Annotated in this window: 17 protein-coding genes; 16 read left to right on the top strand and 1 reads right to left on the bottom strand. The window is 63.3% G+C overall.

What is annotated here, in order from left to right; translation table 11 throughout:
* Positions 1 to 249 precede the first annotated feature (249 nt).
* The 16 genes from pip (at position 250) to brxL (ending at position 18,501) form a co-directional block, all read left to right on the top strand.
* Positions 250 to 1,227 (top strand): prolyl aminopeptidase, encoded by a 978-nt coding sequence (gene pip, locus CKO31_RS15165; RefSeq protein WP_200239131.1) that lies wholly within the window; start codon positions 250 to 252, stop codon positions 1,225 to 1,227.
* Positions 1,224 to 1,661, top strand: coding sequence for a D-aminoacyl-tRNA deacylase (gene dtd / locus CKO31_RS15160; protein ID WP_200239128.1), 438 nt, complete (start codon positions 1,224 to 1,226; stop codon positions 1,659 to 1,661). The genes pip and dtd overlap by 4 nt, the downstream gene beginning before the upstream one ends.
* A gap of 751 nt (positions 1,662 to 2,412) precedes the next feature.
* The gene (locus tag CKO31_RS15155) at positions 2,413 to 3,030 is read left to right on the top strand and encodes a DUF1819 family protein (protein ID WP_200239126.1); all 618 of its coding nucleotides are present in this window, start codon (positions 2,413 to 2,415) and stop codon (positions 3,028 to 3,030) included.
* Positions 3,027 to 3,608: a DUF1788 domain-containing protein gene (locus CKO31_RS15150; protein ID WP_200239124.1), complete on the top strand. Its 582-nt coding sequence runs from the start codon at positions 3,027 to 3,029 to the stop codon at positions 3,606 to 3,608. Before CKO31_RS15155 ends, CKO31_RS15150 begins: the two co-directional genes overlap by 4 nt.
* 143 nt (positions 3,609 to 3,751) lie before the next feature.
* Positions 3,752 to 7,345 (top strand): BREX system P-loop protein BrxC, encoded by a 3,594-nt coding sequence (brxC, locus tag CKO31_RS15145; RefSeq protein WP_200239121.1) that lies wholly within the window; start codon positions 3,752 to 3,754, stop codon positions 7,343 to 7,345.
* A 78-nt stretch (positions 7,346 to 7,423) separates the two neighbouring features.
* Entirely contained in the window at positions 7,424 to 7,654 is a 231-nt protein-coding gene (locus tag CKO31_RS15140) for an AbrB/MazE/SpoVT family DNA-binding domain-containing protein (protein ID WP_200239119.1), read from the top strand.
* On the top strand, positions 7,651 to 8,052 hold the full coding sequence (locus tag CKO31_RS15135; RefSeq protein WP_200239116.1) for a type II toxin-antitoxin system VapC family toxin: 402 nt from the start codon (positions 7,651 to 7,653) through the stop codon (positions 8,050 to 8,052). The genes CKO31_RS15140 and CKO31_RS15135 overlap by 4 nt, the downstream gene beginning before the upstream one ends.
* Before the next feature lie 124 nt (positions 8,053 to 8,176).
* Positions 8,177 to 8,398, top strand: coding sequence for an AbrB/MazE/SpoVT family DNA-binding domain-containing protein (locus CKO31_RS15130; protein ID WP_200239113.1), 222 nt, complete (start codon positions 8,177 to 8,179; stop codon positions 8,396 to 8,398).
* Positions 8,399 to 8,472: 74 nt separating this feature from the next.
* The gene (locus CKO31_RS15125; RefSeq protein WP_200239111.1) at positions 8,473 to 8,682 is read left to right on the top strand and encodes a type II toxin-antitoxin system HicB family antitoxin; all 210 of its coding nucleotides are present in this window, start codon (positions 8,473 to 8,475) and stop codon (positions 8,680 to 8,682) included.
* A gap of 2 nt (positions 8,683 to 8,684) precedes the next feature.
* Positions 8,685 to 8,906 (top strand): type II toxin-antitoxin system HicA family toxin, encoded by a 222-nt coding sequence (locus CKO31_RS15120; RefSeq protein ID WP_200239108.1) that lies wholly within the window; start codon positions 8,685 to 8,687, stop codon positions 8,904 to 8,906.
* A gap of 61 nt (positions 8,907 to 8,967) precedes the next feature.
* A complete protein-coding gene (pglX, locus tag CKO31_RS15115) occupies positions 8,968 to 12,762 on the top strand; it encodes a BREX-1 system adenine-specific DNA-methyltransferase PglX (protein ID WP_200239105.1) in 3,795 nt (1,264 codons plus the stop codon).
* A 20-nt stretch (positions 12,763 to 12,782) separates the two neighbouring features.
* Positions 12,783 to 13,022, top strand: a complete 240-nt coding sequence (locus CKO31_RS15110) for a type II toxin-antitoxin system Phd/YefM family antitoxin (RefSeq protein ID WP_200239103.1) — start codon at positions 12,783 to 12,785, stop codon at positions 13,020 to 13,022.
* Positions 13,019 to 13,405 carry a type II toxin-antitoxin system VapC family toxin gene (locus CKO31_RS15105; protein WP_200239100.1) on the top strand — a complete coding sequence of 129 codons (387 nt, stop codon included), beginning with the start codon at positions 13,019 to 13,021 and terminating at the stop codon, positions 13,403 to 13,405. The genes CKO31_RS15110 and CKO31_RS15105 overlap by 4 nt, the downstream gene beginning before the upstream one ends.
* An 8-nt stretch (positions 13,406 to 13,413) precedes the next feature.
* The gene (pglZ, locus tag CKO31_RS15100; protein WP_200239097.1) at positions 13,414 to 16,020 is read left to right on the top strand and encodes a BREX-1 system phosphatase PglZ type A; all 2,607 of its coding nucleotides are present in this window, start codon (positions 13,414 to 13,416) and stop codon (positions 16,018 to 16,020) included.
* 56 nt (positions 16,021 to 16,076) lie between these two features.
* Positions 16,077 to 16,433 carry a four helix bundle protein gene (locus tag CKO31_RS15095; RefSeq protein ID WP_322789152.1) on the top strand — a complete coding sequence of 119 codons (357 nt, stop codon included), beginning with the start codon at positions 16,077 to 16,079 and terminating at the stop codon, positions 16,431 to 16,433.
* A 49-nt stretch (positions 16,434 to 16,482) separates the two neighbouring features.
* Complete coding sequence (gene brxL / locus CKO31_RS15090; RefSeq protein WP_200239094.1) at positions 16,483 to 18,501, top strand: protease Lon-related BREX system protein BrxL; 2,019 nt, start codon at positions 16,483 to 16,485, stop codon at positions 18,499 to 18,501.
* Between the two features lie 706 nt (positions 18,502 to 19,207).
* On the opposite strand, the gene CKO31_RS15085 is transcribed toward brxL, so the two are convergent.
* Positions 19,208 to 20,787, bottom strand: a 1,580-nt coding sequence (locus CKO31_RS15085; RefSeq protein WP_200239092.1) for a hypothetical protein, incomplete at its 5' end; no start/stop codon positions are given.

The following is a 20,787-nucleotide window of genomic DNA, read 5'->3' as shown; positions in this document are numbered from 1 at the left end:
TGCCGTGTCGGATCATCCTTGCGGTTGCATCCCTGCCTGTGCTTCCGTGCCGCCGCGTCCGTGCCCTTGCTTCCGTGCTGGCGACGGTTATAGTTTGGCGCAATTGCCAGCGGCTTTTTGTGGTTTATTACCATTAATCCATGTAGGAATTGGATTACACTGCGCCGAAGGGTCGTACACGCTGCTGCCGGGTCCGTTGCAGCTCCCGCTCCAGCTCCCCTAGATCCCCGCCGAGCCCTAGGTCCCAGCATGCAAGACGCCTCCCGCTCCGACCCCCTGTTCCCGCCCGTCGAGCCCTACGCCCAGCATCGCCTGGAGGTGGGCGCGGGTCATGAGATTTATGTGGAAGAGTGCGGCAGCCCCGACGGGCTGCCGGCGGTGTTTCTCCACGGCGGCCCCGGCGCCGGCTGTGGGCCGACCCATAGGCGCTTCTTCGATCCCTCGCGCTGGCGCCTGGTGCTCTTCGATCAGCGCGGCAGCGGGCGCTCCACGCCGCACGCCGGCCTCGAGCACAACACCACCTGGGACCTGGTGGCGGACATGGAGCGTATCCGCACGCAGCTTGGCATCGAGCGCTGGCTGGTGTTCGGCGGCTCCTGGGGCTCGACCCTGGCGCTGGCCTATGCCGAGGCGCACCCGCAGCGGGTCACGGCCCTGGTGCTGCGCGGCATCTTCCTGTGCCGGCCCTGGGAGATCCAGTGGTTCTACCAGCATGGCGCGAGCCTGCTGTTCCCGGACTACTGGCAGGATTTCCTGGCCCCCATCCCGGAGGCCGAGCGCAGCGACCTGGTGCACGCCTATCACCGCCGCCTCACCGGCGACGACGACGCCATCATGCGCCGCGCCGCCCACGCCTGGTCCGTGTGGGAGGGGCGCTGCGCGACCCTGCTGCCGGACGCCGGCGTGCGCAGCGCCTTCGCCGACGAGCGCCTGGCGCTCAGCCTGGCGCGCATCGAGTCGCATTACTTCGTCAACGACGCCTTCCTGGCGCCGGAGCAGCTGCTGCGGGACGCCCAGCGGCTCGCCGACATCCCGGGCGTCATCGTGCACGGGCGCTACGATGCCATCTGCCCGGTCCGCTCCGCCTGGGAGCTGCACCAGGCGTGGCCGAAGGCGGATTTCCGCATCATCGCCGATGCCGGCCATGCCGCCTTCGAGCCCGGCATCGCCGCGGCCCTGGTGGAGGCCACCCAGCACTTCGCTCAACGCCTTGCGGGTCAGGGATGATCGGCCTGCTACAGCGGGTGAGCCAGGCCAGCGTGGCGGTTGACAACGCCGTCGTCGGCGCCATCGACCGCGGCCTGCTGGTACTGGTGGGCGTGCAGAAGCACGACGACGAAGCCCGCGCCCAGCGCCTGCTGGAGCGCCTGCTGGGCTACCGGGTCTTCCCCGACGATGCCGGCCGGATGAATCTCAGCGTCAGGGACACCGGCGGCGGCCTGCTGCTGGTGCCGCAGTTCACGCTGGCCGCGGACACCAAAAAGGGCACCCGCGCCAGCTTCACGTCCGCCGCGGCGCCCGCGGACGGGGAGCGGCTGTTCGATCACCTTGCGGCCCGTGCCCGAGCGGCGCACGAGCCCGTGGCCACCGGGCGCTTCGGCGCCGACATGCAGGTGCGCCTCACCAATGACGGCCCGGTGACCTTCTGGCTGGAGAGCTGACGGCATGAGCGATAAGCCGCGGCACGATATGGCCAGAGTGCAAGCCCAGGCAAGTGGACCCTGACGACCCCGCCCCCGGCGCCGCAGCGCGATTGCCGGACCAGTCGGCGTCGAGCCGGCGACCTTCCAACTGCACCGGCGTCGGGACGCACGTCTCGACCCGGAGACAACCGGTGCGACTGACCCGCAATCAAGGGCGGCACCAGGCAATCCGTGTTGGGTCAGCTCGGCGTTGTCCGTGATGCCGGCCGGGTCGGCCACGGATAGTCGAACGTTCGAGCTCGAGCGTTTGGATCGTTATCTAGCGTTTCCCGCACACCGTTGGGTCTCCGTTTCCGAGGCGCCAGTCCAAGTCCCGCCGCATATCAACGCTCCCACACCTCACCGGTCACGTCCGCCAGCTCAGTGTCCTCAATGTGCGCTTCTAGTCGGCGCCGGCGCTCTAAAGTGACTCGTTGCCCGGCGGTCAGGGGTTCCCGCGAAGAGCGCCCGCTTGCGTTGATCACGATGCTCTTCTGTTTTGGAGCTGACGGAGCAGCAGGATGAACCGAAAGACGCACCGGAGGACTAGGAGCCGTCGAAGAAAGCCAAGGGCGGCTGGATCTGGTTCTGGCTGGGCGCGCGGCTGGGTCTGGCGCGGGCGGCTGACCCCGCGAACCGACGCCCAGCAGCGATGGGCCCTTTGTTCCGCGTATCATCCGCGCTCAACAAAGCCGTGATCCGTCTCTGACCCGTGAACCTCTCTTGAGCGATGCTTGACGCAGGACGCTACAAGGCCAACTTCACGCGTGGTGGGCTGATGGTGCCGGAGAGCCGCATCGTCGCCGATCTTCTGCTGGCGGGTGCGGATGCCAACGGCTGGCGGCAGGCGATCGAGGTCGACAACGTCCTCGCCAAGCGCTCGGTGAGCACGGCCGCCACCAAAGCAACGCTGATCCGCGGCCGCCTCAAGACGCTGCCTCCGGCGCTCTGGGGGGTCATCCGCGACGGCTCCAGGCCCGCGGCGACCCATGCCGTGCTGGCCGGTGTGATCAACTACTCCCCGCTGTTCGGCGACTTCCTCGACCTAGTGGTCCGCGACCTGTATCGGAGGTTCGAGCCTGTGCTCAAGCCGCAGCACTGGGATGCCTACGTCGAGGACTGCCAGGGCCGCGATGCGGCGATACCGACGTGGGCGCCGGCGACTGAGCTTTCGCTGCGCCGGCGCGTGTTCAGCATGATGGCAGAAGCGGGCTATCTGAACGGTGGCCGCCGCCACGAGCTCACCTCGCTGCAGATCTCCCCCGAGGTCATCAGTGCCCTGAAGGACGCCGGCCAGCACTACGCCCTGCGCTGCATCCAGGTCGGCAGCCCGGAGGAGACACGATGAGCACGGACTTTGAGCAGCGGCTGGACAAGATTCTCGACCGGCTCACGTCCGACGACTTCCTGCGCGGCCGCGGTCTCGGCAACGAGATCCCGTTCTACGCCTTCGACTATCCGCCCGAGCGCGAGCTTGCCGTGCGCGAGCACATCGGCTTCCTGCTGGAGCAGCTCCCCAAGCGCAGACCCGGCCTGCGCGTCGTGCACGTCAACCTGTTCTCGCTGATGGTCGAGCACCTCAAGGCGCGGGGGTTCTACGACAAGGCCCTGCAGAAGCAGCGGCAGGCGGGCGACGAGGCCCTGCGCAAGGCCCTGGCCGCACCGCTCGATGCCGCCAAGCTGGCCGCGGTGCTCGCCGACCAGGTCGACCCCGCCAACCGGGATCTAGTGCTCGTCTCCGGCGTCGGCAGCGCCTACCCGCTGCTGCGCACCCACAACCTGCTCAACAACCTGCACCATCGCATGGGCAGCACACCGCTGGTACTCTTCTATCCTGGCGTGTACGACGGCCAGTCGCTGCGCCTGTTCGGCCTGCTGCCGGACAAACCCTACTACCGCGCGTTTAGATTAGTGGATAGTTGGTAGTGGATAGTTGTTAGTGAATAGTGAATAGTGAATAGTGAATAGAGAATAGAGAAGAAGACGATCCCGGCGGTCCATTTGCGAGTCTCAACTAACCACTATCCACTATCCACTTCCCGCTTCCCACTATCCACTTCTCCAAGCCAATGCTCATCAAGGACCTCTTCACCAAGCCGGTCGACCGCCCCATCAACGGCGTCATCAAGGCCGATCAGGACGACGCCGCCTCGGTCTGGCAGGAGCTGGACGAATACGTCGTCACCAAGGAGCTGGACGACCACTTCCGCCGCTTCTTCGGCGCCTTTCTCGACGCCCTGGACAACGCCGGCGACCCGCACATCCTCGGCCTCATCGGGGTGTGGATCTCCGGCTTCTTCGGCTCCGGCAAGTCGCACTTCCTGAAGATCCTCTCCTATCTGCTTGAGAACCGCGAGATCAGCTACCAGGGCCAGACACGCCGGGCCATCGACTTCTTCGACGGCAAGATCCAGGACGCCATGCTCGCCGGCGATATCAAGCGGGCCGTCGGCACCGGCGCCGACGTGATCCTGTTCAACATCGACAGCAAGGCCGACAGCAGCAGCGGGCGCGACGCCATCCTGCGCGTGTTCCTCAAGGTCTTCAACGAGAAGCTCGGCTACAGCGGCGATTATCCCCACGTCGCCGACATGGAGCGCCGGCTTGACGGCCTCGGCAAGCTCGCGGACTTCAAGGCCGCCTTCCACGCCGTGGCCGGTGTCGCCTGGGAGCAGGAGCGCGACGGCTACGGCTTCTACCTCGACGAGATCGTGCAGGCCCTCGCCGACGCCCTCGGCAAGAGCCCGGAGGGTGCCCGCGCCTGGCTCGACAGCGCCGAAGAGGACTTCAACTCGCTGCTCACCGTCGAGAACTTTGCCGGCTGGGTACGGGACTACCTCGACAGCCGCGGCCCCGAGCAGCGCATCGTCTTCCTGGTGGACGAGGTCGGCCAGTTCATCGGCCAGGACACCCACCTGATGCTGAGCCTGCAGACCATCGCCGAGAACCTCGGCACCGCCTGCGGCGGCCGCGCCTGGGTGGTGGTCACCTCCCAAGAGGACATCGACGCCATCATCGGCGAGGTCCGCGCCTCCCGCGCCAATGACTTCTCCAAGATCCAGGGCCGCTTCAAGACCCGGCTGTCGCTGTCCAGCGGCAACGTCGACGAGGTCATCCAAAAGCGCCTGCTGGCCAAGACCGAGGCCGCCCACGCCGAGCTGGCGGACCTCTACGGCGCCAGTGCGGACATCCTCAAGAACCAGCTCAGCTTCAGCAACGTCGGCATGACCTTCAAGCCCTATGCCGACGCCCAGGACTTCGCCAACGTCTACCCGTTTGCGCCCTACCAGTTTCAACTGGTGCAGAAGGTCTTCGAGGCCATCCGCCGCCACGGCGTCACCGGCCTGCACCTGGCCCGCGGTGAGCGCTCCATGCTGGATGCCTTCCAGGCCGCCGCCGTCCAGCTCGCCGACAGCGACACCGGCGTGCTGGTGCCGCTGCATCGCTTCTACCCGGCCATCGAGAGCTTCCTCGAAGGCATCGTCAAGTCCACCATCGACAACGCCGAAGGCAACGACAAGCTCGACCCCTTCGACGTGCTGGTGCTGAAGACCCTGTTCCTGATCCGCTATGTCGACGAGATCCGCGGCAACGTCGACAATCTGGTGACGCTGTTCGTGGACCGCATCGACGCCGACCGCCTGGCGCTGCGCCGGCAGATCGAGACGAGCCTGCAGCGGCTGGAGAAGGAGACCCTGGTCGGGCGCAACGGCGAGGACTTCTTCTTTCTGACCAACGAGGAGCGCGACGTCAGCCGCGAGATCAAGGACGTGGACCTGAGCCCCGCCGAGGAGATCAAGTTCCTGGCCGAGCTGCTCTTCGAGGACGTGCTGAAGGGCCTGCGCAAGCACCGCTTCCCGGACAACAACAAGGACTTCGGCCTGACCCGCCTGTGCGACCTGCACCCCCACGGCACTCGCACCGACGGCGACCTGGTGCTGTCCGTGATCACGCCGCTGGCCGACGACTACGCCCTCTACGACGAGGCCAGGTGCATTCTGAACAGCTCCGCCGACGGCGGCGCGCTGATCATCCGGCTCGACGACGACAAGACCCTGGCGCGGGAGGTCCGCACCCACATCCAGACCGACAAGTACGTTGGGCGCAAGAACGACGGCACGGCGTCGCACACCACGCAGCGCATCCTGCGCGAGCGCTACGAGGAGAACCGCGAGCGCCGCCAGCGCCTGGTGCGCCAACTGGAGCAGCTCTGCAAGGAGGCGGCCTGCTGTGCCGCCGGGCAGCCCCTGCAGACCAAGGCCGGCACCGCGGCCAACGCCGTCGCCGACGGGCTCAATTATCTGGTCCGCAACAGCTTCAATAAGCTCGGCTACCTGAGCCACCTCTCCGCCAACCCCCAGGCCGAGATCAAGGCCGTGCTCAGCGCCACCGACGTGGACGACCTCGGCTTCTCGCTGGAGGCCGGCCAGGGCAACCTGCAGGCCATCGACGAGGTGGCGCAATACATCGAGCTGGCCGCCAGCGCCAACCGCCAGATCCTGCTCGAAGACCTGGTGCAGGAGCGCTTCGGCCGCCGCCCCTACGGCTGGCCGGAATGGGAGGTGGTGCTGCTGGTGGCGCGCCTGGTGCGCCGCGGCGACATCAGCCTGGTCATGGACGGCGGCGTGCTCGCCCTCGACAAGGCCTTCGAGGCCATCACCTCGCCGAGCAAGTGGCGGCGCATCACCGTCGTCAAGCGCAAGACCGTCGACAGCGGCAAGCTGCAGGAGGCCCGCAACCTGGCCAAGGACGTCTTCGGCAGCATCGCCCCGGACGGCGAGGACGCCCTGGATGCGCATCTGCGCGAGCAATTGGGCCGCTGGCGCGGCGATCTGACCAGCTACAAGACCCTGGCCGACACCGGCAACTACCCCGGCAGCCAGCCCATCGCCGACGCCCTCGGCGTCATCAACAAGTTGCTGGCCGAGACCGAGAGCTTTGGCCTGATCGGCAACTTCCTGGAGCGAAGAGCCGACCTGCTGGACCTCTCCGACGATGTCCACGAGCTGCGCAACTTTTTTGAGCATCAACGCCAGACCTGGGACAAGCTGCGCCAGGCCGAGGCCCGCTTCCAACCGAACCGGAGTTGGCTGGATCAGGACGACACCGCGTCGAGGGCGCTGACCCGCATCCAGGAGATCCTCACCGCGCCGGCCCCCTACGGCCTGGTGAAGGAGGCTGAGGGCCTGATCCAGACCATCGAGCAGGTCAACGACGCCTTGGTCGCAAAACACCGCGACCAGGTGCGCCCGGCCATCGACGCCCAGCTCGCCAAGGTCCAGGTGGAGCTGGACGACGCCAAGGCCGGCGGCGATCTGCGCAACCAGTGCCTGTATCCGCTGCAACAGCTCAAGGCGCGTATCGAGACCCAGACCAGCATCGCCCACATCGCCCAGGCTGCGGCAAGCGCCGTGGACCTGGCCGACGCGGCATTCGCCAGAATCGAGGCCTGGGCGAAGGCGCAGCAGAAACAGGCCACCGGCGGCGACGTCAACGACAAGCCATCCAAGCCCTACGTCAAGCCGCGGCGCGTCATCCAGGCGGCGGCACTCACACCCAAGCCCTACCTGGAGAGCCAGGGCGACGTCGACGCCTACCTCGACAAGCTGCGCACCGCGCTGGAGAAGGCCATCGCCGACGGTGATCGCATCGAGGTCCGGTAATGGCATGGAGCCGCTTGTTGCAAGCGCCTGCTGAGGTAATACACTAAGCCCCAGGTATTACTTGCCGGGAGTAGGCCCATGCAAACCTCCACGCTGACCAGCAAAGGCCAGGTCACCATTCCCGCCGACGTGCGCAAGCGGCTCGGCCTGCACCCCGGCGACCGGGTCGCCTTCGTCGTCGAGGGCGACGAGGTGCGGCTGGTGCGCAAGGAAAACCGGGTCGAGGCCGCCTTCGGGATCTGCAAGCCCGACCGCTCGCTCACCACGGATCAGATGGACCAGGTCATCCGGGACCGGGCGGGCCGTTGATCGCCGTCGATACCAACGTCCTCGTGCGCATCCTGGCGGATGACCCCGAGCAGCCCGGCCAGGTGGCCGCGGCGCGGTCGCTGGCAAGCGAGGCCCGCCAGGTGTTCGTGCCCACCGTCGTCCAGGTGGAGACAGTCTGGGTGCTGGAGAGCGGCTACCGGCTGTCCAAGCAGACCATCGTCGAGGCGCTGGATCACCTGGCGCTGAATCAGGCCTTTGTCCAGGAAGACGCCGACGGCTGCCAGCGCGCCCTGGACCTGTTCCGCGGCGCCAATGCCGACTATGCCGACTGCCTGATCCTGGCCGGCTGCCGCGCCCGCGATGTCCCGCTGCACACCTTCGACAAGCGCCTGAGCAAGCTTCGCGGCGCCGCGCTGGTGACGCCGGACGTTGCCTAGACCGACCTCAGCACGCTGCGTGAGGCCTTGGAGCAGATCATCGCCGCCGGCGATCGCATCGACGTTCGGTGAGTGCTAGATTTTACTAATCACCGATCGATCTTCCGCCCCACTGGACAACGCCATGACCTCCGTCACCCTTTCCAGCAAGTTTCAGCTCTCGATCCCCAAGGCCGTGCGCGAGGAGCTGCACCTCCAGACTGGCCAGAAGTTTGCCGTCATCACCAAGGGCGACATCATTTCACTGGTGCCCATCCCGGATCTGGCACAGATGCGGGGAATCGCCAAAGGCGCCGATACCAGCAACTACCGAGACCGGACCGATCGACTGGAACGGTACGAATAGATGACTTTCGAAGGCCACACAGGCGTCACCTATCTCCCGAAGGAAGCGCCAAAAACGAATGAGATAGCATCCTGATGCAAAACTACACCGCGATCGTCGAAAAGTGCCCCGACACCGGTCTGTATGTCGGGTATATCCCCGGCTTCCCGGGTGCCCACTCCCAAGCGGAAACGCTCGATGCACTCGCCGAAAATCTCAAGGAGGTAGTCTCTCTGTTGTCGGAAGACGGCCCTCCATTATTGGACTCGGAGTTCGTCGGTACCCAGACCATCGTTGTCGCGTAGCGATGGGCAGGCTGCCAGTCCTCAAGCCCCGAGAAGTCGTTGCGTTGCTTGAGGCATTAGGCTTCGAAGAGGCTCGCCAAAAGGGCTCGCACAAACAGTTCCGTCATCCCGACGGACGCTGTACGACCGTGCCCTTCCACCCGGGCCGCGATGTGTCGCCAATCCTTCTGCGGCAAATCGCCAAAGACATCGGCCTCTCCGTGGATGACCTGCTGAAGCCCTAACGATCAACCCACTAACCACTAACCACTAACCACTAACCACTAACCACTAACCACTTCTTCAGTGCAAACCACCAAGCTCAACACCTACGCCCCCAAGGCCCGCCGCGACTTCATCGCCGCCGTCACCCGCCGCGCCGCTGCTTTCGGGCTGACCGCCAAGGAGATCAAGCCCAACCGGGAAGAGGGCGAGCTTGTATTTATCGACGGGCAGGCGTACCCGAAGACCGTCGGCCGCCAACGGCAGCGCCTCGTCGAGCGGATTCGACAGCACGGCTTCGAGCAGGTCATGGAGGCCGCCGCTTACACCTGGTTCAACCGCTTTGCCGCGATCCGCTTCATGGAGCTGCACGGCTACCTGGACCACAGCTTCCGGGTGCTGAGCCATCCCTCTGGCGGCGCGTTGCCGGAGATCCTGGAGCAGGCCCAGCACGTCGAGCTGCCAGGCCTGGACCGCGAGCGCGTCATCGCGCTGAAGATGGACGGTACCCAGGACGAAGCCCTGTACCGGGACCTGCTGCTGGCCCAGTGCCGCGCCCTGCACCAGGCCATGCCCTTCCTGTTCGAGCCGGTGGACGACGAGACCGAGCTGCTGCTGCCGGACCGCCTGCTCCAGACCGACTCCCTGATCCGCGAGCTGGTCACCGCCATCCCGGAGGAAGACTGGCAGCAGATCGAGATCATCGGCTGGCTCTACCAGTTCTACATCTCGGAGAAGAAGGACCAAGTCATCGGCAAGGTGGTGAAGAGCGAGGACATCCCCGCCGCCACCCAGCTCTTCACGCCCAACTGGATCGTCAAGTACATGGTCCAGAACTCGCTGGGGGCGCAGTGGCTCGCCACCTATCCGGACTCCCCGCTCAAAGGGCAAATGGACTACTACATCGAGCCTGCCGAGCAGACCCCCGAGGTCCAGGCCCAGCTCGACGCCATCACGCCGAAGAGCCTCAACCCCGAAGAGCTGACGCTGATGGACCCGGCCTGCGGGTCCGGGCACATCCTGGTCGAGGCCTACGAGCTGTTCAAGGCGATCTACCTGGAGCGCGGGTATCGGCCGCGGGACATTCCCAGCTTGATCCTGGAGAAGAACTTGTACGGGCTGGATATCGACCCGCGCGCGGCGCAGCTCGCGGGGTTCGCGTTGATGATGAAGGCGAGGGAGGATGATCGACGGCTCTTCGAGCGGGAGCTGACGCTCAATGTGATGGCGCTGGTCGATAGCGCGGGGTTCGATGCGGAGCAGTTGGCGGAGAGTGTAGATCTGGCCGGATGCGGGCTGAGGCCAGTAGACCTCACGGATCTAAAGCGATTGTTCGAGCACGCGACGACCTTTGGGTCTTTGATTCAAGTGTCGGAGGCGTTGGGCACCAAGCTGCCGGCGTTGAAGAGGCTGAGCGAGGCGACCAACCAGGATCTGTTTGTGTTGGAAGACCTCGAAAGATTGGGGCTGCTGGTACAGCAGGCCGAGTTACTGATGGCACAGTACGGCGCCGTCGTGGCGAACCCGCCCTATATTGGGAGCAAGTTCCACGTACCTGTCCTCAAGAAGTTTTTGAAAGATCACTACGACAGATACGAAAAGGATGTTTTCTCTGCATTCATCGACCGTGACCTTGCGTTTAGCAAACCGCATGGCCGCCTGGGTTTCATGTCACCGTTCGTCTGGATGTTCGTCTCAAGCCATGAACATCTCCGGTCGCGGCTCATCAACGATGAGACCATAACTTCCCTTGTGCAGCTTGAGTACTCGGGATTCGAAGGCGCGACCGTTCCCATCTGTACCTTCACCCTGCAAGAGGGGCATGTGACAGGGCAAAAGGGATGCTTCATTCGGCTCTCTGATTTTCGTGGATCAGAGAGCCAAGGTTCTAAAACGCTTGAAGCCATTCGGCGCCGTGATTGTGGGTGGTTTTTTGAGACGTCCCAAGACGATTTCACGAAGATCCCCGGCAATCCAGTAGCGTATTGGGCAACTCCCAGGATGCTGGACGCGTTCCTGAACTATCCCACATTGTCAGGGGTCGGGAACACCCGGCTTCCTATGACTACCGGAGACAATGCTCGCTTCATGCGTCACTGGTTTGAAGTAGGTATCGATCGAATAGGTTTTAGATGTGCCTCCAGAAGCGAGTCCTTAGCGTCCCGAAAGAGATGGTTTCCGTGTAACAAAGGCGGGTCTTTTCGGCGGTGGTGGGGCAACAACGATTTTGTGGTTGATTGGGAGAACGACGGAAAAAGGATTCTTTCTCTGAATACTGAGCTATATGGTTCCCCTAGCCGCAATATCCGGAGCATGGACTGTTATTTCCGCGAATCGGTCACTTGGTCGAGTGTTAGCAGTGCAGCATTTAGTGCGCGGTACGCACCGGAGGGATTTCTTTTTGCTACCGGCGGCTCATCCGCTTTTCCCGAGGCGGAGCATCGGAACCTTGTTCTAGCTGCGCTGCTATCAAACGTATCCCTGCTTTTCCTTCAGTTTCTGAGCCCAACCCTCAACTTCGAAGTAGGAACCATTGGCTCTCTACCATTGGCAGCTCCAAGCAACAGGACATCTCTATCTTCTATAGTATCTTCAACGATAAGCCTCGCGCAGGCCGATTGGGACGGTTACGAGCGCTCCTGGGATTTCCAATCCCTCCCACTCTTAGGGGCATCGCTAGAACCAATCCCGAACCTCGAATGCAGCTATTGTAATTGGATCACCGAGAGCCGCGAGACCATCGCCGAGATGAAGCGCCTCGAAGAGGAGAACAACCGCCTCTTCATCGATGCCTACGGCCTGCAAGACGAGCTGACGCCAGATGTCCCGATCGAGCAGATCACGCTCACGGTCAACCCCGCCTATCGCTATGGGAAGAAAGTGGATAGTGCAAAATGGATAGTGGATAGAGACTTCGGTGAAGAGCTTGAGAGCCGCTTCCGTGAGGATACCATGAAGGAGCTGGTCTCCTACGCCATCGGCTGCGCGATGGGGCGGTATCGGCTGGACCGGCCGGGGCTGATCTACGCGCATTCGGGGAACGAACGCTTTTGGGAAATCTGGAATGGGGAAGACGTGGATAATGAAAAGTGGATAGCGGATAAAGAGCTTGCCGCGAGCGCCGGCGGCGGAGGTCTATCCACTAACTACTATCCACTATCCACTAAAAAATTCCGTCCCGACGAAGACGGCATCATCCCGATCACCGACACCGACTGGTTCGACGACGACGCCACCCACCGCGTCGTCGAGTTCATCTCGGTGGCTTTTGGAGAAGTGGATAGTGAAAAGTGGATAGTGGATAGTGAAGAAGGGGCGACCAGCAAGCCCCCTCTATCCACTAACCACTATCCACTATCCACTAAAAACCTGGAAGAAAACCTCAACTTCCTCGCCGCCAACCTCTCCCCCAAGAAGAGCGAGTCCAGCCGCGACACCCTCCGCCGCTACCTCGCGGACAAGTTCTTCAAGGACCACCTGCAGACCTACAAGAAGCGGCCCATCTACTGGTGCTTCTCCAGCGGCAAGCAGAAGGCCTTCCAGTGCCTCGTGTACCTCCACCGCTATAACGAGGGCACGCTCGCCCGCATGCGCATGGAGTACGTCGTGCCGCTGCAAAGCAAGATCGCCGCCCGCATCGACGCCCTGGCCGACGACATCGAGGCCGCCAGCAGCGGTGCCCAGGCCAAGCGCCTACAGAAGGAACGCGACAAGCTCGGCAAACAGCTCGACGAGCTGCGCCACTTCGACGAGCAACTCCGCCACTACGCCGACCAGCGCATCGCGCTCGACCTGGACGACGGCGTCAAGGTCAACTACGGCAAGTTCGGCAACCTGCTCGCCGAGGTGAAGGCCGTGACGGGCAAGAGCGCGGAATAGCTCGCTAGAGGAACATCAGCATGTCGACACCCATCCAGATCAGCCTCGATGAGGTCCAGGCCAAGCTCCCCGAGATCGTGCATGGCCTCGGAGAAGGCGACGAGGTCGTCATCGTCGAGGGCAAGCGCCCCGTCGCTCGATTGCTTGGGCCGGTGCCAACGAAGCGCGGCTCTCGCACGCCGGGCAGTGCCCGCGGACGGCTGACCGTGCTCGTCGAAGACGATGCGCACCTGCAGGACTTCGGGGGCTACATGCCGTGAGGCTGCTGCTGGATACCCATGCCTTTCTTTGGTTCATCCTTGACGATCCGAAGCTGTCGGAGCGGGCTAAGGCGCTGATCGCGGATGGGGACAATGCGGTTGAGATTAGTCCGGCGTCCTACTGGGAGATTGCTATCAAGATCAGCCTGGGCAAGTACGCACTGCCTGAGTCCTACGCGGACTTTATGGCGCGACAACTGGCCGGCAATGACTTCCGTATCTTGCCCATCGAGCCGCAGCATACCGCCGCCCTGATCGATCTGCCGTTTCACCACCGGGACCCGTTCGACCGGCTCCTCGTGGCCCAGGCGATTTCCGAAGAGATCCCGCTGGTCAGTGCTGATCCGGCGCTCGACGCTTACCCCGTGACCCGCCTCTGGTAGGACGTTCGGTGGATACCAAACGCATACGAGACGCACTCGGCGAACAGTTCGAGCACCAACACCGCCGCCTCGTCTTCTGGCATGACCCGGACCGCGAGTTCGAGGAGGTCGTCGGCGAGCTTGCCCTCGATGGCGTCTCGCTGCTGCGCCTCGACGAGCAACCAGCGCTTGAGGTGAAAGTCCGCCTGGAGCAAGAGGACCCGCGCGGCCGCTACCTGCTCTACGCCCCCTTCGAGCCCCCGGCGCCCCACCAGGACTGGCTGCTCGACATCCGCCTGTATAGCGCGAGCTTCAGCGCCGACCGGGCCTCGATGCTGCTCGCCGAGCTGGGGCTCACCCAGCAGGCGCTGCGCCGGCACCTTGCCGACCGGGCCAAGTTCTTCGCCAGCCGGGAGCGGCTGGAACGGCTGAAGAAGCTCATCAGCCCCGCGGACACCGGGATCGACATCGACCGCAAGATCATCGCGGTGCTCGCCAGGGCGGATCAGCCGGAGCTCTTCAATATCCTGATTTCTCTGTTCGACGCTGTCCCCGACGGCAATCTCGACGCGCCGCCCCCCGCCTGGGCGGAGTTGGAGAAGTATGGCGTGCAGCCGGCCTTATGGACCCTGGTCGCAAGCCACTTTGGCTATCGGGACGAGACGCCGAGCCTCAAGAACCTGCTGATCCGGCTGCTGGTCTCCGACTTCGACAATGCCTGCCATGCGCCGCTGCCGGAGGGCCTGAGGCATCTCACGCTCTCGCGTCAGGGCACCGCCAACGCCGTGAACTGCCTGGCACAGTGGCGCGACAGCAGCACGCGCGGGGCCTCCTACGAGGCGCTCTCGGCCGCGGTGGCCGACGCCATCAAGCTGGAGCAGCACCTCGGCCCATTGGCGATGGCCGACCTGGTCGACGTGAAGACCTTCCTGGTGGTGGAGCAGGCCGTCGCCAGGCGCTTGCGTGACCGGGTGCTGGAGACGGCGGCGACCATCAAGCCCGAGGTCGTCCGCGACATCGCCTCGCGCCGGCAGAACGGTTATTGGGCCACGCCGGGGCTGGCGGATACCCGCACCGCACCCCGCCGGGCGCTCCATGCCGTCTACCAGGCCCTGCAGGCCGCAGCCGAGCTGTTTGCGCTGCGCAACGAGCACGCCGGCACCCAGACGCCACCGGACGCCAGCGCCTTGTTCAGCGCCTACACCGGCAGCCTGTATCGGTTCGATCAACACTACCGCCATTTCTGCGAGGCCGCGGACGACGCAGAGTCCCGCGACTGGGACATCCTGAAGGCATTGAGGGAGCAGATCGAGCAGACTTACGGCAACGGCTTCTTGGCCGACCTGGCCCTGGCCTGGAACAGGCACCTAGAGAACGGCCTGCTCAAGCTGTGGCGGCTGGACAGCGTGCCCAACCAGCAGGCGTTCTACGAGCGTGAAGTGGCACCGGTGCTGGCCAAGGCACCGGACCGCCGGGTCTTCGTCATCATCAGCGACGCCTTTCGCTACGAGGCCGCGCAGGAGCTGGCGGCACTGCTCAACGGCAAGTATCGGTTCACGGCGGAGCTGTCGGCACAGCTCGGGGTGCTGCCGTCCTACACCGCACTGGGCATGGCCGCGCTGCTGTCGCACAGGGTCCTCGCCTACGACGAGGGCGGCACGATCCGGCTCGACGGCCTGCCGTGCGCCTCACTGGAGCAGCGATCCAAGGTGCTGGAGGCCGTTCAGGGGGTAGCGGTCAAGGCCGAGGACCTCATGGCCATGAAGAAGGATGAGGGCCGTGCCTTCGTCAAGCCCTTCCGGGTGGTCTACATCTATCACAACCAGGTGGATGCGGTAGGCGACAGTGCAGCCACGGAAGACCACACGTTCGCCGCCGTGCGCAAGGCCATCGACGAGCTGTGCGACCTGGTGGGCAAGGTCGTCGACAGCCTGAACGGCAACCACGTCCTCATCACCGCAGACCACGGCTTCCTGTTCCAGGAGACACCGCTTGGGCAAGTCGACAAGAGCAGCCTAGGGAACAAGCCCCCTGGCACGGTGCTGGCGAAAAAGCGCTATCTGCTCGGGCGGAACCTACCGGAGGACGACAAGGCCTATCATGGCAGCACTGCCACGACGGCCGGTGCCGAGGGCGACATGGAGTTTTGGGTGCCCAAGGGCGCCAACCGCTTCCACTTCGTCGGCGGCTCGCGCTTCGTCCACGGCGGGGCCATGCCGCAGGAGATCGCCGTGCCGGTCATCCGTGTGCAGCATGTGAAGGACGGCGGCAAGGCGGAGAAGACCAAGAGCCGCACCGTCGGCGTCAGCGTGCTCGGCAGCAACTTCAAGGTCACCACCAACCGGCACCGCTTCCAGCTCATCCAGACCGAGGCCGTCGGCGGGCGGGTCAAGCCGCTGACCCTGAAGGCCGCCATCTACGACGGCGACAACCCCGTCACCAACGTCGAGACCCTGACCTTCGACAGCACCTCCGAGGACATGAACCAGTGGAAGAAGACCCTGAGTCTGACCCTGGAGGGACGACACTTCGACAGCAAGCGCGTCTACCAGTTGATCCTGCGTGATGCCGAGACGAGGGTGGAGGAGGCGCGCTTTGACGTGACCATCGACCTGGCGTTCAGTAATGATTTTTGAAGAAGTGGTTAGTGGTTAGTGGTTAGTGGTTAGTGGATAGGTTGAGAGTGGTGTCGGTGGGCATTCAAGATTACCGCGAGTTGATCGTTTGGCAGAAGGCGATGGACCTTGTGATCGAGGTCTATCGTTTAACGCGCGCCTTTCCACGGGACGAGCTGTACGGTCTGACGAACCAGATTCGTCGGGCTGCGGTATCGATTCCGTCGAATATCGCAGAAGGTCAAGCGCGGCAGTCGAAAGCGGATTTCCGGAACTTCCTGTCGATCGCGAAGGGATCAAGAGCGGAGGTCGAAACCCAGCTCACGATTGCTGTAAGGCTTCAATATGCAACGGCGGTAGAAACGAAAGTCGCGTTTTCGCTGCTCACAGAGATCCAAAAGATGCTCGCTGTCCTGCTCAAGCGTCTCCAGTGAAACGCTCCGCGCTACTACCCACTATCCACTATCCACTACCCACTAAAAAATGCTCGACGAGCTCCTCAACCGCCACTTCGCCGGCAAGGTGGTCCGCAAGGACCTGACCAAGCTGATCAAGGAAGGCGCGAACGTGCCGGTGTACGTGCTGGAGTACCTGCTCGGCATGTACTGCGCCTCCAATGACGAGGAGATCATCCGCGACGGCCTGCAGACGGTGAAGACGATCCTGGCCGACAACTATGTGCGCCCGGACGAGGCGGAGAAGGTCAAGTCCAAGATCAAGGAGCGGGGCAGCTACAAGGTCATCGACAAGGTGACGGTGCGCCTGAACGAGAAGCGTGACGTCTACGAGGCCCTGCTCTCGAACCTCGGGGTCAAGGACGCGGAGATCTCCGGCAGCTACGTCAAGCAGTTCGAGAAGCTGCTGGTGGGCGGCATCTGGTGCATCGTCACCGTGCACTACTTCTACGAGGAAGGGAGCAAGGGCTCCCCCTTCAGCATCGGCGACCTGAAGCCGATCCAGATGCCGAACATGGACCTGGAGGGCTTATTCGAAGGCCGCCGAGGCTTCACCGAAGACCAATGGCTCGACGTGCTGTGCCGCTCCACCGGCATGGAGCCCGCCAACCTGGACGAGCGGGTCAAGTGGCACCTGCTGGCGCGGATGGTCCCCTTCGTCGAGAACAACTACAACTGCTGCGAGCTGGGGCCGCGGGGCACCGGCAAGAGCCACATCTACAAGGAGATCAGCCCGAACAGCATCCTGATCTCCGGCGGTCAGACCACGGTAGCCAACCTGTTCTACAACATGGCCCGGCGCACCGTCGGGCTGGTGGGCCTGTGGGACCTGGTGGCCTTCGACGAGGTGGCCGGGATCTCGTTCAAGGACAACGACGGGGTGCAGATCATGAAGGACTTCATGGCCTCCGGCTCCTTCGCCCGCGGCCGCGATGCCATCCAGGCCTCGGCCAGCATGGTCTTCGTCGGCAACATCAACCAGCCGGTGGACACGCTTGTGAAGACCAGCCACCTACTAGCGCCGTTTCCCGAGTCGATGATCGACTCCGCCTTCTTCGACCGCTTCCATGCCTACATCCCAGGCTGGGAGGTGCCGAAGATGCGCCCGGAGCTCTTCACCAACCAGTTCGGTCTGATCACGGACTATCTGGCCGAGCTCATGCGCGAGATGCGCAAGCGCAACTTCTCCGACGCCGTCGACCGCTGGTTCAAGCTGGGCAACAACCTGAACCAACGCGACAGCATCGCCGTGCGCCGCACCGTGTCAGGGATGCTGAAGCTGCTGTATCCCGCCGGCGACTACGACAAGGAGGCGGTTCGCCGCTGCCTCGAGTACGCACTGGAGGGCCGCCGCCGGGTCAAGGAGCAGCTCAAGAAGATCGGCGGCATGGAATTCTACGACGTGCATTTCTCCTATATCGACCAGGAGACGCTGGAGGAGACCTTCGTCAGTGTCCCCGAGCAGGGGGGCGACAAGCTGATCCCGGACGGCCCGCTGAACCCCGGCGTGCTGCACACCATCGCCACCGGCAGCGGCGGGCACCTGGGCCTATACCGGCTGGAGACCCAGACCACGGCCGGCAACGGCAAGTTCAATGCGTCGGGCTTGGGATCAAGCAGCGCGGCCAAGGAGGCGGTGAAGGTCGCCTATGACTACTTCAAGGCCAACCTGAGCCGTGTCAGTAGCATGACCAAGGCCGGCGACCACGACTACCACCTGCACACCGTCGAGCTGCACAACACCGGCCCCACCAAGGCCATGACGCTGCCGAGCTTCGTCGCCCTGTGCTCGGGTGTACTGTCGAAACCAGTGCAGGCCCAGCTGGTCGTGCTCGGCGACATGAGCCTCGGCGGCAGCGTGGTTCCGGTCGAGAACCTGGCCGAGTGCCTGCAGGTGGCCTTCGACTCCGGCGCCAAGCGCATCCTGCTGCCAATGGCCAGCGTCGGCGATATCCCCAGCATCCCCGGCGAGCTGTTCGCGAAGTTCCAGACCTCGTTCTATGCCGACCCGTTGGATGCGGTGTTCAAGGCCGTCGGCGTGGAGTAACGCTTAGGGCTCAGCGACCTGCATGCGCCCGAACGAGTTTATCTCCCATTTCGCAGCGTCCCCTGGCCAAAGCGTGACTCCTCCGCTGACCTTTCCATCGCAGGCCGGCGGCATGTCAGCTATCTGGTCTACTGCGGAAGCTCACGCGCTTCGGCGCGACGGCAGTTGTCGGCCACTATGTGTAGTTGCCAACTATGTGAAGTTCGCATGCCGACTCCAGAGCTGGCCTACGTTGGGGCCAGACGGTCCTTCACATAGTTTCAAGCCGTCGCTGAACGCGGGCACCGCGGCCCACGGGTCGAAAGTGCGAGGTCGTTGGGTCGGCGCACAGTTGGGCCAGCGGCCGTCCGTGCGGGCACTGGAATCCTTGCCTTTGTTTGAGTCGGGGTGTTGGCCGGCAGGCTTCATCGCGGTTTCCTGCCGTGGCAGCCAACTTCGAGAAAGTTGAAGAACTATGTGAAGCTTCAACTCCATTCGGCTCGCGCCAAGCGAGTAAAAACAGTGACTTGCGATGCCAGTGGCCGGGAACTTCACATAGTTGCGAACTACACATAGTGGCCGCTATGTGAAGCTTCACATAGCGGCCAAAAGCCGACCTGTAGGACCAAAGCAGTTGCTTGGCAGCGAGCTTTCGAAGCAGAAGCTCCGAATGAAACAACGCGTGCCAGATACTCTGAACGGCCTCCGAAACTCCATCAGCGGACGATTATGGATGCGTTAGAAATTCCTTGAGCTGTTCGCGACTCGGTTCTGCTCGGTCGAAGTTGAGACTCCCCACAATGGAACCTCCGTTGAAGCGATACGAACCCCGATACCTGAGTTCACCGCCCCATCCCCTTCCATGTGGTCGCCCGCCGTGCGCGCTCTTCTCCCCAGTGAAAAACCAGACTATCTCAAGCCCTTCGGCGTCGAGGAAGGCGCGCATCGCATCACGGTCGACGACGGCCGCGCTGAACCCTGGTTCGATCTCTGACGGATCTTTGAAGAGAACTCTGCCGTCAAGGGTTGCGTAACTGAGGGAGCGCCCTTCCGCGAGGCGGAGCCGGAGACCCCACATCACCGCAGGCGCGGGAATCATGAGATTGAAGCTGTCTTCAATCGAATAGTTGTGGCCTGAACGCTCCACGAACCAGTCGGCGACGGTCGCCTGAATCGGGACCGAGTCGTTGTCGCCGATTGCCCATTCTCTGTCGATGTCGTTGAATGCCGGATGCCAAGGGTACTCGCCCAGATAGCCATCCCCGCGCACCTCAGTTCTGGGGTCGAACATGTGATCGTTCCGTGCGTTCCGAAAGTTCGTCTCCAGACGACTGACGTCGTCGCGAGAGACCAAAGCCGATCTGATTTTGTGCCACGTCATACGATGAATCGTGCGTTCCCCGTCGACCATCACCCACTGATTGCGACCGACATTGATGTCCAGCACCAGCCACCGCTTGCCGTGCGGGTCCGTGACATCGAGTTGCGCGATGGGATCGGGCACATCCCACGACTGATCTTGCATCCAAGCAATGCGTGCCTCTGGCGGATCGTCTCGCCAGCGTGAGGTATGGGGTGACCACCAAGTCGCGCCCGTTCGGTCCGAGTACCACTTTTCTTGTGTCGTGCGGGTCACAAGGATGGTCGGATCCATCTCTCGAGTATCGACCTGCCACGGTCCCTGATAGACCTCCGGCTCTTCCCGGAAGCTCCTGTCCACGAGTGCGATGTCAGATAAACGTCCCATCAATTCGTGAAACGCAATCCATTGATATTTCTTGCCGATCCGTTCGAGCCTGTGCTCCATTCGGCCGGGACTCGTCGCTCGCCGATCAAAATCAGCAAAGCGTTCCTGTGTCCAACCAAGCTCATGGGCACGCCAAGCGATCCAATGGCGTGATCGCTCTCCCGCGTAGGTTGGATGCCACGCTGGCGCCCGGTCGTCCCACATCTGACCGCGGATGAAGCCAGCGGCGCGGACACGGAAGTCCTGGATCTCCGACTCGTTCAGCAAACCTTCGAAGGCCCCGATTGCCTCGTCGCGCTCACCTTCACTGACGCAGCGGTCTTCATCCAAGTCTTCCACGCTATCCGCAAAGCGAATCATCACGAAATTAGACGCAATCGAACCTGGGTAGGCAAGGCACGCAAGCTCGATGACGCGTTGGAGTGCTGCTACCCGTTCGGGGTGTGGAGCGACTGCCTGGGCATACCACGATTCGTAGATCTCTCGCATCGATTGACCGTGCGCATCGAGCGGGAGCAGCAGAAAGCGGCCCGCGCGGGAATCAATCTCGTAGCGCGCAA

The sequence above is a fragment of the Thiohalocapsa halophila genome, from assembly GCF_016583825.1.
GTDB lineage: Bacteria > Pseudomonadota > Gammaproteobacteria > Chromatiales > Chromatiaceae > Thiohalocapsa > Thiohalocapsa halophila.
The sequence above is the reverse complement of the archived record's forward strand: the minus strand, read 5'-3'. Positions and strand labels throughout refer to the sequence as shown.

What these genes read in the sequence shown, in the direction of transcription:
- pip (WP_200239131.1), top strand. Translation starts at nt 250, where the DNA reads ATGCAAGACGCCTCCCGCTCCGACCCCCTGTTCCCGCCCGTCGAGCCC.
- dtd (WP_200239128.1), top strand. Translation starts at nt 1,224, where the DNA reads ATGATCGGCCTGCTACAGCGGGTGAGCCAGGCCAGCGTGGCGGTTGAC.
- CKO31_RS15155 (WP_200239126.1), top strand. Translation starts at nt 2,413, where the DNA reads ATGCTTGACGCAGGACGCTACAAGGCCAACTTCACGCGTGGTGGGCTG.
- CKO31_RS15150 (WP_200239124.1), top strand. Translation starts at nt 3,027, where the DNA reads ATGAGCACGGACTTTGAGCAGCGGCTGGACAAGATTCTCGACCGGCTC.
- brxC (WP_200239121.1), top strand. Translation starts at nt 3,752, where the DNA reads ATGCTCATCAAGGACCTCTTCACCAAGCCGGTCGACCGCCCCATCAAC.
- CKO31_RS15140 (WP_200239119.1), top strand. Translation starts at nt 7,424, where the DNA reads ATGCAAACCTCCACGCTGACCAGCAAAGGCCAGGTCACCATTCCCGCC.
- CKO31_RS15130 (WP_200239113.1), top strand. Translation starts at nt 8,177, where the DNA reads ATGACCTCCGTCACCCTTTCCAGCAAGTTTCAGCTCTCGATCCCCAAG.
- CKO31_RS15125 (WP_200239111.1), top strand. Translation starts at nt 8,473, where the DNA reads ATGCAAAACTACACCGCGATCGTCGAAAAGTGCCCCGACACCGGTCTG.
- CKO31_RS15120 (WP_200239108.1), top strand. Translation starts at nt 8,685, where the DNA reads ATGGGCAGGCTGCCAGTCCTCAAGCCCCGAGAAGTCGTTGCGTTGCTT.
- CKO31_RS15110 (WP_200239103.1), top strand. Translation starts at nt 12,783, where the DNA reads ATGTCGACACCCATCCAGATCAGCCTCGATGAGGTCCAGGCCAAGCTC.
- brxL (WP_200239094.1), top strand. Translation starts at nt 16,483, where the DNA reads ATGCTCGACGAGCTCCTCAACCGCCACTTCGCCGGCAAGGTGGTCCGC.